Below are 12,503 nucleotides of genomic sequence, written 5' to 3' on the forward strand. Positions count from 1 at the left end.
AGAATTCTGCCCAAGATTTTCACGAGGCAACTTCATGGGCTTTCTTTCCGGCAAGAAACTGTTGATCACCGGTGTGTTGAGCAATCGCTCCATTGCATATGGCATTGCCAAGGCCTGTCACGACCAGGGCGCGGAACTCGCCTTCAGTTATGTCGGCGAGCGATTCAAGGACCGTATCACCGAATATGCCGCAGACTTCGGCTCGAAACTGATTTTCGACTGCGACGTGGGCGACGACGCGCAGATCGACAAGCTCTTCGCGGACCTCACCCAGACCTGGCCCACCTTCGACGGCTTCGTGCACAGCATCGGCTTCGCCACGCGTGAATCGATCGCCGGCGACTTCCTGGAAGGCCTCTCGCGCGAAGGCTTCAAGATCGCGCACGACATCAGTGCGTACAGCTTCCCGGCCATGGCCAAGGCGGCCCTGCCCTACCTCAACGACAAGTCGGCCCTGCTCACGCTGACCTACCTAGGCGCCGAGCGCGCGCTGCCCAACTACAACACCATGGGCCTGGCCAAGGCCTCGCTCGAGGCGTCGGTGCGCTACACCGCCGCCTCGCTCGGTCCGAAGGGCATGCGCGTGAACGGCATCAGCGCCGGCCCCATCAAGACGCTCGCCGCCAGCGGCATCAAGAGCTTCAGCAAGATCCTCACGGCCGTGGCCGACGCCTCGCCGATCCGCCGCAACGTGACCATCGAGGAAGTCGGCAACGTGGCCGCCTTCCTGCTGAGCGACCTGGCCAGCGGCGTGACCGCCGAGATCACCTACGTGGACGGCGGCTTCAGCAACGTGGTCGGAGGCATGGCGGAGTAATTTCCCCTCTCGGCTCCCAGCGCCTGCCACCGTGTTGAATCGACGCTCCCTCCTCCTGCTTGCGGGACTGGGCGCAGCCCTTTCGGGTCGCGCCGCGTTCGCGCGCGCGGCCGCCCCCGCCCTGATGCTGGCCGAGGTCTACCGCCCCGGCATGTCGCTCGCGGGCTACTGGGTCAGCGAGAAGTTCGACGGCGTGCGCGGCTACTGGGACGGCCAGAAGCTCTGGACCCGCGGCGGCGAACCCGTCGTGGCGCCCATCTGGTTCACCGCCTCGCTGCCCAAGCAGCCGCTCGACGGCGAACTGTGGGCGGGACGTGGCCGCTTCAACCACACGATGTCCACCGTGCGCAGCCAGACGCCCAATGACGCCGCTTGGCAAGAAATCCGCTTCATGGTGTTCGACCTCCCGGCCCAGGGCGGCGACTTCAACACCCGCCTCGCGGCGCTGCGCAAGCTGCTGCCGATCACCGACGCGCCCTGGGTGGTGGCCGTGCCGCAGCAACCTGCCACCACGCACGAGGACCTGCAAGCGCTGCTCGACAAGACCGTGAAGATGGGCGGCGAAGGCCTGATGCTGCACCGGGGCGCGTCGATGTACCGCGGCGAGCGCAACAACGACCTGCTCAAGGTCAAGCCCTTCGAAGACGCCGAGGCCCGCGTGGTCGCGCACCTGCCCGGCAAGGGCAAGCACCACGGCCGGCTCGGCGCGCTGATGGTCGAGATGCCCGACGGCCAGCGCTTCCGGCTCGGCACCGGCCTGACCGACGCCGAGCGCGACCAGCCGCCGCCGATCGGGAGCTTGGTCACTTACCGCTACAACGGCACGCACCCCAGCGGGTTGCCCAAGTTCGCTCGCTTCATGCGGGTGCGCGAAGGCTAGCCCCGCCTTCGCAGACCGTGCCCCTCAACGGGGCACGCTCCTCTCTCAGCTTGCCTTGCGCACGCAGTCCGCGTAGTACCGCTTCTTGCCCGTCTCGTCGATGCGCGCCACCAGGCCGTGGATGTCGGTCTCGAAGCCCGGGCACTGCAGGTTGAACTCGCGCGAGAACTTCAGGTAGTCGACGATCTTCTTGTTGAAAACTTCGCCCGGAATCAGCAGCGGAATACCCGGCGGGTACGGCGTGATCAGGCTGGTGGTGATGCGGCCCTCGAGCTCGTCGATCTCCACGCGCTCGGTCTTGCGGTGCGCGATGTGGGCGAAGGCGTCGCTGGGCTTCATGGCCGGCGTCAGGTCGCTCAGGTACATCTCGGTCGTGAGGCGCGCCACGTCGTAGCGCGCATACAGCTGGTGGATGTGCTGGCACAGGTCGCGCAGGCCCAGGCGCTCGTAGCCCGGGTGCTGCTGGCAGAACTCGGGCAGGATGCGCCACATCGGCTGGTTGCGCGCGTAGTCGTCCTTGAACTGCTGCAGCGCCGTGAGCAGCGTGTTCCACCGGCCCTTGGTGATGCCGATGGTGAACATGATGAAGAAGCTGTACAGGCCCGTCTTCTCCACGATCACGCCGTGCTCGGCCAGGAACTTGGTCACCACGCTGGCGGGGATGCCGGTCTCGGCAAAGTTGCCTTCCAGGTCCAGGCCCGGCGTGACGATGGTCGACTTGATCGGGTCGAGCATGTTGAAGCCGTCGGCCAGTTCGCCGAAGCCGTGCCAGTTGCGCGGCGACTTCTTGCTCTTGGGCTTGCCGTTCTTCTCGCCGTGCATGATCCAGTCTTCGGCGCGGCCGATGCCTTCGTCGACGAGCTTCTCGGGCCCCCAGACCTTGAACCACCACTCGTCCTTGCCGAACTCTTCCTCGACCTTGCGCATGGCGCGGCGGAAATCGAGCGCTTCCAGGATGCTCTCTTCCACCAGCGCGGTGCCGCCGGGCGGCTCCATCATGGCGGCGGCCACGTCGCAGCTCGCGATGATCGCGTACTGCGGGCTGGTCGACGAGTGCATCAGGTAGGCCTCATTGAAGAGGTCGCGGTCCAGCGCGCGGTTCTGCGAGTCCTGCACCAGCACGTGGCTGGCCTGGCTGATGCCGGCCAGCAGCTTGTGCGTCGACTGCGTGGCGAACACCAGCGATTCCTTCGGGCGCACGCGGCGCTTGCCCATCGCGTGGTAGGCGCCGTAAAACGGGTGGAAGGCAGCGTGCGGCAGCCAGGCCTCGTCGAAGTGCAGCGTGTCGACGTAGCCGTCGAGCATGTTCTTGATGGTCTCGGTGTTGTAGATCACGCCGTCGTAGGTCGACTGGGTGAGCGTCATCACGCGCGGCTTGACCTTGTTCGGATCGACGTCGGCGAGCAGCGGATTGGCCTTGATCTTGGCCTTGATGGCGCTCTGCTCGAACTCGCTTTTCGGAATCGGGCCGATGATGCCGAAGTGGTTGCGCGTGGGCTTCATGAACACCGGAATCGCGCCGGTCATGATGATCGCGTGCAGGATCGACTTGTGGCAGTTGCGGTCGACCACCACCACGTCGTCGGGCGCCACCGTGTGGTGCCACACCATCTTGTTGCTGGTGCTGGTTCCGTTGGTCACGAAGAAGCAGTGGTCGGCATTGAAGATGCGCGCCGCATTGCGCTCGCTGGCCGCCACCGGGCCGGTGTGGTCGAGCAGCTGGCCCAGCTCTTCCACCGCGTTGCAGACGTCGGCGCGCAGCATGTTCTCACCGAAGAACTGGTGGAACATCTGGCCCACCGGGCTCTTCAGGAACGCCACGCCACCCGAGTGGCCCGGGCAGTGCCACGAGTACGAGCCGTCCTCGGCGTAGTCGATCAGCGCCTTGAAGAACGGCGGCTGCACGCCTTCCAGGTAGCTCTTGGCCTCGCGGATGATGTGGCGCGCCACGAATTCGGGGGTGTCCTCGAACATGTGGATGAAGCCGTGCAGCTCGCGCAGGATGTCGTTCGGGATGTGGCGCGAGGTCTTGGTCTCGCCGTAGATGTAGATCGGCACGTCGGCGTTCTTGCGACGCACCTCGCCGATGAAGCTGCGCAGGCTCAGCACGGCCGGGTCGAGGTCGGGGCCGACCGAGAACTCTTCGTCGTCGATCGACAGGATGAAGGCGCTGGCGCGGCTTTGCTGCTGCGCGAACTGGCTCAGGTCGCCGTAGCTCGTGACGCCCAGCACCTCGAAGCCCTCGCTTTCGAAGGCCTGCGCGAGCGCGCGGATGCCGAGGCCCGAAGTGTTTTCGGAGCGGAAGTCCTCGTCGATGATGACGATGGGAAAGCGAAATTTCATGAGCGGGGCTCCGGACGGGCAGTCAGACAGGCAATGAGCGAGGCGCGAAGTGTACGGAATTCGGATGACGGATTGCGCCAGGCGCCTGCAAGCCCCGCAGGGCAAGCCGGCCCAAGCAGCCCCACCGGGCGCCATATCCCTACGCGACACAGGCGCATGGCGCGCCATGCCGCAGAATGGCGAAGGTCCAAGTAACAAAAGAAGAGAGGAGTTGCCATGGGAAATCCCACCTTCTGGTGGTTGATCGCAGGCGCGGCCATCGTGGCCGAGTTGTTGTCCGGCACGGTGTACCTGCTGCTGCTGGCCGCCGGCTTCGCCGCCGCAGCCATCGCCGCCCACCTGGGCTTCAGCCTCGTCACGCAACTGCTGGTGGCCGCCGTGGTCGGCGTGGGCGCGGTCGTGACCTGGTACCTGATCCGCCGCAACCGCCCTGCCGAGCCCTCCAGCGAGGCCAACCGCGACCTCAACCTGGACATCGGCGAGAGCGTGTACGTCGACGCCTGGAACCTCGACGGCACCGCCACCGTGCGCTACCGCGGTTCGCAATGGACCGTCGTGCTGCGCGCGGGCCATGCGCCCTCCACCGGCGAACACCGCGTGGTCGAGGTGGTCGGCAGTCGCCTCGTGGTCGACAAGATCTAGCAGTTCAATCGGTCAGTCAGAAAAACGCATTCGAAAAGGAAGCAACACCATGGAATTTTCAGTTCCTCTCATCATCCTGGTCATCGCGATCATCTTCATCAGCCAGTCGGTCAAGTTCGTGCCGCAGCAGAACGCATGGGTGCGCGAGCGCCTGGGCAAGTACCACGGCACCATGACGCCCGGCCCGAACTTCCTGATCCCGTTCATCGACCGCGTGGCCTACAAGCACAGCCTGAAGGAAATCCCGCTCGACGTGCCCAGCCAGATCTGCATCACGCGCGACAACACGCAGCTGCAGGTCGACGGCATCCTGTACTTCCAGGTGACCGACCCGATGCGCGCCAGCTACGGCTCGTCGAACTACATCGTGGCCGTGACCCAGCTCGCGCAGACCTCGCTGCGCAGCGTGATCGGCAAGCTCGAGCTCGACAAGACCTTCGAGGAGCGCGACGTGATCAACGCCCAGGTGGTGGCCGCCATCGACGAGGCCGCGCTCAACTGGGGCGTGAAGGTGCTGCGCTACGAAATCAAGGACCTGACGCCGCCCAAGGAAATCCTCTTGGCCATGCAGGCGCAGATCACCGCCGAACGCGGCAAGCGCGCGCTCATCGCCGCCTCGGAAGGCCGTCGCCAGGAACAGATCAACATCGCCACCGGCGAACGCGAAGCCTTCATTGCCCGCTCCGAGGGCGAGAAGCAGGCGCAGATCAACAACGCGCAAGGTGAAGCCGCTGCCATCACGGCCGTGGCCACCGCCACGGCAGACGCCATCGAGCGCGTGGCCGCCGCCATCCGCCAGCCGGGCGGCGAACAGGCCGTGCAGCTGAAGGTGGCCGAGCGCGCCGTCGATGCCTACGGCAAGGTGGCCGCCGATTCGAAGACCACACTCATCGTGCCGAGCAACATGACCGAGACGGCCGCGCTGATCTCGTCGGCCATGCGCATGATCCAAACCGGGAAAAGCGCCGGCCCGAACTGAAACGGCTGAAAACCCGCGCTACAATCGTGGGCTCAGGAGCGGTGGATGAGCGGTTTAAGTCGCACGCCTGGAAAGCGTGTGAGGGTTAATAGCCCTCCGCGGGTTCGAATCCCGCCTGCTCCGCCAAAACGATGCCCCAGTAGCTGCCAAGCTGCTGGGGCTTTTTGTTTGTTGGGCCCCCGCAATGGGTCTGCCTGTGCCTTGTGGACATCGGGCATGCCATTGCCCAACCTCCTCCGGTTCAGCTGAACACGCTTTCGAGATCAACCTCTTCCGCGCTGTCGTCCAGCTTCAGGCTCTGCTCGATGTGGTCGAGATGATGCAGCATCAGCTTCTCGGCCCGCGCAGCGTCGCCGCGGTTCACGGCGGCGACGATTTCCTCGTGCTCGTCGGCGCGGCAGCTGGTGGCTGTCGGCGCGTCGTACAGCGAGATGATGAGGCAGGTCAGCACCGACAGCTCGCGCATCGAGCGCGCCAGCGCCGAATTGCCGGCCAGCTCGGCCAGCAGCACATGGAACTCGCCCGACAGCCGCACGATGGCACGCTTGTCGTCGCGGCGCCGTGCGTCGGCCTCGAGCTCGATGTGGCGTTGCAGGCGCTCCCGCTTGGCGTCGTCGAGCGTGCGGATGAGGCGGCGCAGCACGCCGGGCTCGATGAGGCGGCGCGCCTCGAACACGTCCTGGGCCTGCTCGATGGTGGGCTTGGCGACGAAGGCACCGCGCTGCGGCACCAGCTCGACGATCTGTTCGTGCGCCAGCCGGGCCAGCACCTCGCGCACCTTGGCGCGGCTGGTCGCGAAGATCGTGGCCAGCCGGTCTTCGCCCAGCTTCGTGCCCGGCGCGAGACGGTGTTCCAGGATGGCGGCCGAGATCTTCTCGGCGATCTCGTCGACGCTGTGTTCGCGGACGGGGGTGGCACCGGTCGTGCCGGTGGCGCCAGTCGCGCCGTTCGCGCTGGTCTTGCGGGCTGGGGCTTTGGTGGGCATCGGCGCCGATTCTATCGACGCCCCCTCGAGGCTGCAGAGCGTCACGGGGCCCGCGACCTCAGCCTGGCGCGCGGGCGCCGTCGCGTGCCAGGAGCCGTGCCAAAGCCTCGGGCAGCCCGTGGTTCGGCTTGATCGGCGGCGGCGCAAAACTGCCCAGGCGCGCCGGTGCAGGTGCCAGCGAGACGAGCGTCTGCGCATGGCACACGGCGCTCGACACGCCGTCGACCACGGGAACCGGAATGCGGTCCTTGATCGAGCGCGCCAGGCCCGCCAGCGGCGCGCCGGCAATGATGATCACGTCCGCGCCGTCGTCCTCGATGGCCGACATGCACAGGGCCTCCAGGCGCTGGCCGTGGTCGTCCTGCACGTGGCCGATGTCCTTGAGCGGACCGTCCAGGCTGCGGATGCTCGCCAGCCGGTCGATGAGGCCGTTGGCCTGAACGCACTCGCGGTACCAGGCCGTGATGCGCCGCGAGATCGCCACGATCGAGAAGCGCTTCCCCAACAGGCACGCGCTCATGAGCGCGGCTTCGGTGAGGCCGACCACGGGGATGTCGAGCGCCTCGCGCAGGCCGTCGATGCCGGGGTCGCCGAAGGCCGCGACCACGATGGCGTCGTGCCGCGTGTGGTGCTCGGCCGCGAGCGTGGCGGCGGCGTAGGCGCCGATCAGCGATTCGAAACGCGTCTCGATGTAGGCCACGCCGAAGGGCGCCGTGAGCACCTCGATGTGCGTGTCGCTCGCGGCCGCGCGCCGGGCCTCGGCCGCGATCAGGTCGGAGACGCTTTGCGAGGTGTTGGGGTTGATGAGCAGCAGGTTCATGGCGATGGCTCCAGGTTCAGGCGGGTCGGCGGCTCGGCAGCAAGGTGGGCTCGCCCCGGCGCAGGAATTCTCCGCGTCCGGCGCGCGGATGGAAGCGTTCGCCGTCCCACACGACCTCGCCGCGCGCCAGCGTCAGCGCCGGCCAGGCCTTCACCTCGATGCCCTCGTAGGGCGTGTAGTCGACGTCGTGGTGCAGGTCGGCGTTGCGGATGGCGCGCGGCGTGGTGCCCCAGACCACGAGGTCGGCATCGGCGCCCACGGCGATCGTGCCCTTGCGCGGGTGCAGCCCATAGGCCTTGGCGGGATTGGTGGACGTCAGCTCGACGAACTTGTTGATGGTGATGCGCCCGTCGAGCACGCCGTGCGAGAACAAGAGCGGCAGCCGCGTCTCGATGCCCGGAATGCCGTTCGGGATGTGGCGGAACGCGACCTCTTGGCCGCCGGGCTTCTTGCCCTCGGGCGCGTCGTAGCGGAACGGCGCATGGTCCGACGAGAAGATCGTGAACAGCCCGTCGGACAGCCCGTTCCAGATCACCTGCTGGTTCTCGCGATTGCGCGGCGGCGGGCTGCAGACGCACCGTGCGCCCTGGTAGCTGTCGCCGATGCCCAGGTCTTCGGCGGTCAGGAACAAATACTGCGGACAGGTTTCGGCGAACACGCTCAGGCCGTGCGCGCGCGCCCAGCGGATCTGCTCGACGGCTTCGCGCCCCGACACGTGCACGATCATGATCGGCACGTCGACCAGCTCCGACAGCGCGATGGCGCGGTGCGTCGCCTCGCGCTCCACCAGCATCGGCCGCGAGTGCGCATGAAAGCGCGGCGCGGTGCGCCCGCTGGCTTCGAGCCGCTTGGTCAGCCACTCGATGCAGTCGGCGTTCTCGGCATGGATCATGGCCATCGCGCCCTGCTCTCTCGCCACCGACAGCACGTCGAGGATCTGGCCGTCGTCCAGCTTCAGATCGTCGTAGGTCATGTAGATCTTGAACGAGGTGTAGCCCTCGGCGATGAGTTGCGGCAGCTCGTGCTTGAGCACTTCCTCGGTCGGGTCGCTCACGATCAGGTGGAACGCATGGTCGACGTGGGCACGGCCCTCGGCGCGCTGGTGGTAGTCCTGCACGGCGGCGCGCAGCGACTGGCCCTTCTGCTGCGCAGCAAACGGAATCACGGTGGTGGTGCCGCCGCAGGCCGCGGCGCGGGTGCCCGAGCCGAAGTCGTCGGCCATGCGCACGGGCGGCTCCATCGGCTGGTCGAGGTGGCAGTGGGCGTCGACGCCGCCCGGCGTCACGTAGCGGCCGGCGGCGTCGATCTCCTGCCGGCCGGGCGGCAGGCCGAGGCCGAGCTGCACGATGCGGCCGCCGGCGATGCCGATGTCCGAATCGAAGGTGTCGCTGGCGGTGGCAACGCGGGCGTTGCGCACCACGAGATCGAGGTCGCGGAAGGTCATGGTCTTTCTTTGCTTTTCTGTCTGTGTCGGGGACGGTGGCGAACACTCAGGCGTTCGCGTCGAACAGCCGGCCCCAGCCCTTCACCGCGCCCGGCGCGACGCCGACCGTCTTCAGCGCGCGCCAGACCACGGTGGCCACCGAGTCGTAGATCGGGATGCCGAGCTCGCGCTCCATCTCCTCGACCAGCTGCGCGCCGCTGAGGTTGGTGCACATGATGGTGATGGCGTCGGGACGCTGCTGCGCCACCTCGCGCAGCATGCGGCGCAGCGTGTCGGGCTCGACCTCGCTGAACGAGAAGTTCACCGTGAGGTCCAGGTGGCGCTCGGCCACGCAGTCGATGCCGATGCCCGCGTAGTTGGCGACGATGCGCCGCTGCACGTCCTCGACGTACGGCGACACCAGCCCCAGCGTGCGCGCGCCCTGCGCGGCCAGCAGTTCGTTGAGCGCCAGCACCGAGGTGGTCGCCGGGATGCCGGTGGCCTCGGTGATGCGCGCGCACAGCGCCTGGTCTTTCTCGAAGCCGAGCCAGCTGGCCGAGGTGCCGCTCCAGCAGATGGTGTCGACGCGCGCATCGGCCAGCAGCCGCGCGGCCTCGAGGATCTTGCTGTCGTCGAACTGGTTCAGCGATGCGTCGCGCATCGAGATCTCGGTGACGGTGAAGCGCGAGAAGTGCGCCGAGACGCCGGGCACGGCCGCGACCATCGCGCTGGTCAGCGGCTCGAGCGCGGTGTTCGAGGACGGCGTGAGCACGCCGATGAGTTTGCGAGAGGTCATGGGATGGAAGTCGGGGTGATTGGCATCAGACCGGCAGCTTCTTGCTGTAGTCGATCAGCATCGTCGAGCAGACGAACAGGCCCGCACCGGCTGCGGTGAACAGCATGAGCGCCATGAAGTACGAGCCGGTGGCCTGCACGATGAGGCCGACCACGATCGGCACGCCGATGCCCGCCACGTTGCCGCCCAGGTTCATGGTGCCGCCCAGGAAGCCGACCCGGGCACGCGTGCCGAGGATCGACGGCACGCACCAGAACAGGCCGCACCAGCGCAGGAAGAACAGCGTGACCGACAGCAACACGACCACGGCGACCGGGTCCGTGATCCGCGTCACCATGAAGATGGCGATGGTCGCGATGATCGACGAGATGCCGAACAGCGTGCGCAGCACCTTGCTCTGCGAGGCGCCGGCCGCCATCCACTTGTCGGCCAGCCAGCCGCCGAACATTTCGCCGACGAAGCCCGAGAAGAACATGATGAACACCGCGCCACCCATCTGCTTGATGTCGAAGCCGTGCACCTTCGACAGGTAGTTGGGCATCCAGGTGAGCAGGCCGTAGAACAGCGCGTTGAAGCACATCCAGCCGAAGAACATGCCCCACACCGAGCGGTAGCGGAAGAAGTCGAGCACGCGGCCGCTGGCATTGGCCGATTCCTTGGCGGCGTCGGCGGCGTGGCTGGCCTCGATGTAGCGCGCCTCGGCTTCGTTCACGTCGGGATGCTGGCGCGGATGGTTGCGGATGTAGCGCCACGCGAAGTAGCCGGCGATGACGGTGCCGACACCGGCGATCACGAAGGCCAGGCGCCACGAGCCGAGCACGGCGATCAGCGCCGAGATCAGGATCGCGCCCAGCGCCGCGCCCAGGGGCGCGCCGCCGTCGAGCAGGGTGGCGCCGCGTCCGCGTTCGGTCTGCGTCATCCAGATGCCGTTGAGCTTGCCGCCCGCCGGGTAGATCGGCGCCTCGGCCGCGCCCAGGCCCAGCCGCGTGAGCAGCAGGGGCACCCAGCCGGTGCAGGCCGCGGCGATGGCCTGGAAGAAGCCCCAGCCCACGGTGGCGCCGGCAATGACGACGCGCGGGCCGTAGCGGTCGGCCAGCATGCCGCCCGGGATCTGCATCAACGCATAGGTCCAGAAGAACGAACTGAGCAGCAGGCCCTGCACGGCCGGGCCGATGTCGAATTCCTTGGCGATCAGCGGCATGGCCACCGAGAGCGAGGCCCGGTCGATGTAGTTGATCGAGATCAGGAACAACATCATCAGGAAGATCTTCCAGCGCACCTTGGTGGGCTGGAGGGCGGCGTCGGGCGCTGCGGCGGTCGCCTCGGCGCCGTCCGTCATGGTGTTTTGCATCGGTTTGTCTCCTTGCAGTGGCACGGATGCCAGCTTGCAAGGAAACGACCCGGCACGCTGGCGAACTTTGCAGTCGCGGGTCGGGCTGGTCCGGTCCAGTGCACCACCGAGGCTGTGGAGCGAAATTTAGGCTTTGTCGAAATTAACGTCAACATCAATGTTGACAATCCTGTTGACGATAATGGCAAACACCTAGACCCCAGCCCCTTCCCGAGGGATCAGGCGGCGTTGGCGGCCGGTGTTTCCGCAAAGTACGCCATGGCCGCCAGCACCCCGCTGCCGGCCACCGGCACGCCCGCCAGCTTGAAACCCATCTCGATGCCGGTCAATGCCGCCATCAGCGTCAGGTCGTTGCAGTCGCCCAGGTGCCCGATGCGGAACATGCGGCCCCGCAGCTTGCCCAGGCCCGCGCCCAGCGAGAGGTCGAAGCGCTGGTGGATGAGGCGGCGCAGCGCGTCGGCATCGACGCCCTGCGGCGTGATGACGCCGGTCAGCACGGGCGAGTGCACGCGCGCGTCGGCGCACTGCGTCGGCAGGCCCCAGGCCTGCACGGCGGCGCGCACGCCGCGGCCCCAGCGCTGGTGGCGCGCGAAGATCACCGGCAGGCCCTGCTCGAGCACCATGTCCAGCGCTTCGCTCAGGCCGTACAGCAGGTTCGTGCTCGGCGTGTAGGGCCAGTAGCCGCCCTGGTTCATCTCGATGATCTCGTCCCAGGCCCAGAAGGCCTTGGGCAGGCGCGCCGTCTTGGCCACCTCGAGCGCCTTGGGCGACACGGCGTTGAAGCTGATGCCCGGCGGCAGCATGAGGCCCTTCTGCGAGCCGCTGACGGTGACGTCCACGCCCCACTCGTCGTGCCGGTAGTCGGCGCTCGCCAGGCCCGAGATGGTGTCGACCATCAGCAGCGCCGGATGGCCCGCCGCATCGATCGCGCGGCGCACCGCGGCGATGTCGGAGGTGACGCCGGTCGAGGTCTCGTTGTGCACCACGCACACGGCCTTGATGTGGTGCGTGGTGTCCTGGCGCAGGCGCTGCTCGATCAGGTCGGCCTGCACGCCGTGGCGCCAGCTGCGCGGCAGGCCGGTCTCGTCGACGCCTTCGAGCGCGAGGAACTCGGGCTCCAGGCCGAGCCTGCGCGCCATCTTCTGCCACAGCGTCGCGAAGTGGCCGGTCTCGAACATCAGCACGTGGTCGCCCGGGCTCATCACGTTGACCAGCGCCGCCTCCCACGCGCCGGTGCCCGACGCGGGATAGACGACGACCGGGTGCCGGGTCTGGAACACCTGCTGCAGCCCGGCGATGACCTTCTTGCCCAGCGTGGCGAACTCGGGCCCGCGGTGGTCGATGGTCGGCAGGCTGATGGCCCGCAGGATGCGGTCGGGCACGGGGCTGGGGCCCGGGATCTGCAGGAAGTGGCGGCCGCTGGGGTGGTTGTCGAGCGCGATCATGGGGGTTGTCTCCGTTCTGGAT

At 67.3% G+C, this 12,503-nt stretch carries 11 protein-coding genes and 1 tRNA gene; 5 read left to right on the forward strand and 7 right to left on the reverse strand.

What is annotated here, in order from left to right; all coding sequences use genetic code 11:
- Positions 1–34: 34 nt before the first annotated feature.
- The gene (gene fabI / locus AC1RL8_RS02880) at positions 35–817 is read left to right on the forward strand and encodes an enoyl-ACP reductase FabI (protein WP_492687160.1); all 783 of its coding nucleotides are present in this window, start codon (positions 35–37) and stop codon (positions 815–817) included.
- Positions 818–848: 31 nt separating this feature from the next.
- Entirely contained in the window at positions 849–1,697 is an 849-nt protein-coding gene (locus tag AC1RL8_RS02885; RefSeq protein ID WP_492687161.1) for a DNA ligase, read from the forward strand.
- 45 nt (positions 1,698–1,742) lie between these two features.
- On the opposite strand, the gene AC1RL8_RS02890 is transcribed toward AC1RL8_RS02885, so the two are convergent.
- Entirely contained in the window at positions 1,743–4,040 is a 2,298-nt protein-coding gene (locus AC1RL8_RS02890; protein WP_139701637.1) for an arginine/lysine/ornithine decarboxylase, read from the reverse strand.
- 216 nt (positions 4,041–4,256) lie between these two features.
- Between AC1RL8_RS02890 and AC1RL8_RS02895 the strand changes: the two genes are divergently transcribed.
- The 3 genes from AC1RL8_RS02895 to AC1RL8_RS02905 all read left to right on the forward strand — a co-directional run bounded on the left by AC1RL8_RS02895 (position 4,257) and on the right by AC1RL8_RS02905 (position 5,787).
- Complete coding sequence (locus tag AC1RL8_RS02895) at positions 4,257–4,682, forward strand: NfeD family protein (protein WP_139701638.1); 426 nt, start codon at positions 4,257–4,259, stop codon at positions 4,680–4,682.
- A gap of 49 nt (positions 4,683–4,731) precedes the next feature.
- The gene (locus tag AC1RL8_RS02900; protein ID WP_056580537.1) at positions 4,732–5,661 is read left to right on the forward strand and encodes an SPFH domain-containing protein; all 930 of its coding nucleotides are present in this window, start codon (positions 4,732–4,734) and stop codon (positions 5,659–5,661) included.
- Between the two features lie 35 nt (positions 5,662–5,696).
- Positions 5,697–5,787, forward strand: a tRNA-Ser gene (locus AC1RL8_RS02905).
- A gap of 115 nt (positions 5,788–5,902) precedes the next feature.
- On the opposite strand, the gene AC1RL8_RS02910 is transcribed toward AC1RL8_RS02905, so the two are convergent.
- The 6 genes from AC1RL8_RS02910 to AC1RL8_RS02935 all read right to left on the reverse strand — a co-directional run bounded on the left by AC1RL8_RS02910 (position 5,903) and on the right by AC1RL8_RS02935 (position 12,481).
- Positions 5,903–6,646: a GntR family transcriptional regulator gene (locus AC1RL8_RS02910; protein ID WP_447744332.1), complete on the reverse strand. Its 744-nt coding sequence runs from the start codon at positions 6,644–6,646 to the stop codon at positions 5,903–5,905.
- A 58-nt stretch (positions 6,647–6,704) separates the two neighbouring features.
- A complete protein-coding gene (locus AC1RL8_RS02915; protein ID WP_159271731.1) occupies positions 6,705–7,466 on the reverse strand; it encodes an aspartate/glutamate racemase family protein in 762 nt (253 codons plus the stop codon).
- Positions 7,467–7,482: 16 nt separating this feature from the next.
- Positions 7,483–8,910, reverse strand: a complete 1,428-nt coding sequence (gene hydA / locus AC1RL8_RS02920) for a dihydropyrimidinase (protein ID WP_492687162.1) — start codon at positions 8,908–8,910, stop codon at positions 7,483–7,485.
- A 46-nt stretch (positions 8,911–8,956) separates the two neighbouring features.
- The gene (locus tag AC1RL8_RS02925; RefSeq protein ID WP_354342085.1) at positions 8,957–9,685 is read right to left on the reverse strand and encodes a maleate cis-trans isomerase family protein; all 729 of its coding nucleotides are present in this window, start codon (positions 9,683–9,685) and stop codon (positions 8,957–8,959) included.
- A 25-nt stretch (positions 9,686–9,710) separates the two neighbouring features.
- Positions 9,711–11,036: an MFS transporter gene (locus AC1RL8_RS02930; RefSeq protein ID WP_492687163.1), complete on the reverse strand. Its 1,326-nt coding sequence runs from the start codon at positions 11,034–11,036 to the stop codon at positions 9,711–9,713.
- 218 nt (positions 11,037–11,254) lie between these two features.
- The gene (locus tag AC1RL8_RS02935) at positions 11,255–12,481 is read right to left on the reverse strand and encodes a pyridoxal-phosphate-dependent aminotransferase family protein (RefSeq protein ID WP_492687164.1); all 1,227 of its coding nucleotides are present in this window, start codon (positions 12,479–12,481) and stop codon (positions 11,255–11,257) included.
- Positions 12,482–12,503: the final 22 nt, after the last annotated feature.

Source organism: Variovorax sp. GW822-FHT04E09 (assembly GCF_058800845.1).

Coding starts and splice junctions, on each gene's coding strand:
- AC1RL8_RS02935 (WP_492687164.1), bottom strand. CDS start 12,481: ATGATCGCGCTCGACAACCACCCCAGCGGCCGCCACTTCCTGCAGATC.
- AC1RL8_RS02915 (WP_159271731.1), bottom strand. CDS start 7,466: ATGAACCTGCTGCTCATCAACCCCAACACCTCGCAAAGCGTCTCCGAC.
- AC1RL8_RS02895 (WP_139701638.1), top strand. CDS start 4,257: ATGGGAAATCCCACCTTCTGGTGGTTGATCGCAGGCGCGGCCATCGTG.
- AC1RL8_RS02900 (WP_056580537.1), top strand. CDS start 4,732: ATGGAATTTTCAGTTCCTCTCATCATCCTGGTCATCGCGATCATCTTC.
- hydA (WP_492687162.1), bottom strand. CDS start 8,910: ATGACCTTCCGCGACCTCGATCTCGTGGTGCGCAACGCCCGCGTTGCC.
- AC1RL8_RS02930 (WP_492687163.1), bottom strand. CDS start 11,036: ATGCAAAACACCATGACGGACGGCGCCGAGGCGACCGCCGCAGCGCCC.
- AC1RL8_RS02910 (WP_447744332.1), bottom strand. CDS start 6,646: ATGCCCACCAAAGCCCCAGCCCGCAAGACCAGCGCGAACGGCGCGACT.
- fabI (WP_492687160.1), top strand. CDS start 35: ATGGGCTTTCTTTCCGGCAAGAAACTGTTGATCACCGGTGTGTTGAGC.
- AC1RL8_RS02925 (WP_354342085.1), bottom strand. CDS start 9,685: ATGACCTCTCGCAAACTCATCGGCGTGCTCACGCCGTCCTCGAACACC.
- AC1RL8_RS02890 (WP_139701637.1), bottom strand. CDS start 4,040: ATGAAATTTCGCTTTCCCATCGTCATCATCGACGAGGACTTCCGCTCC.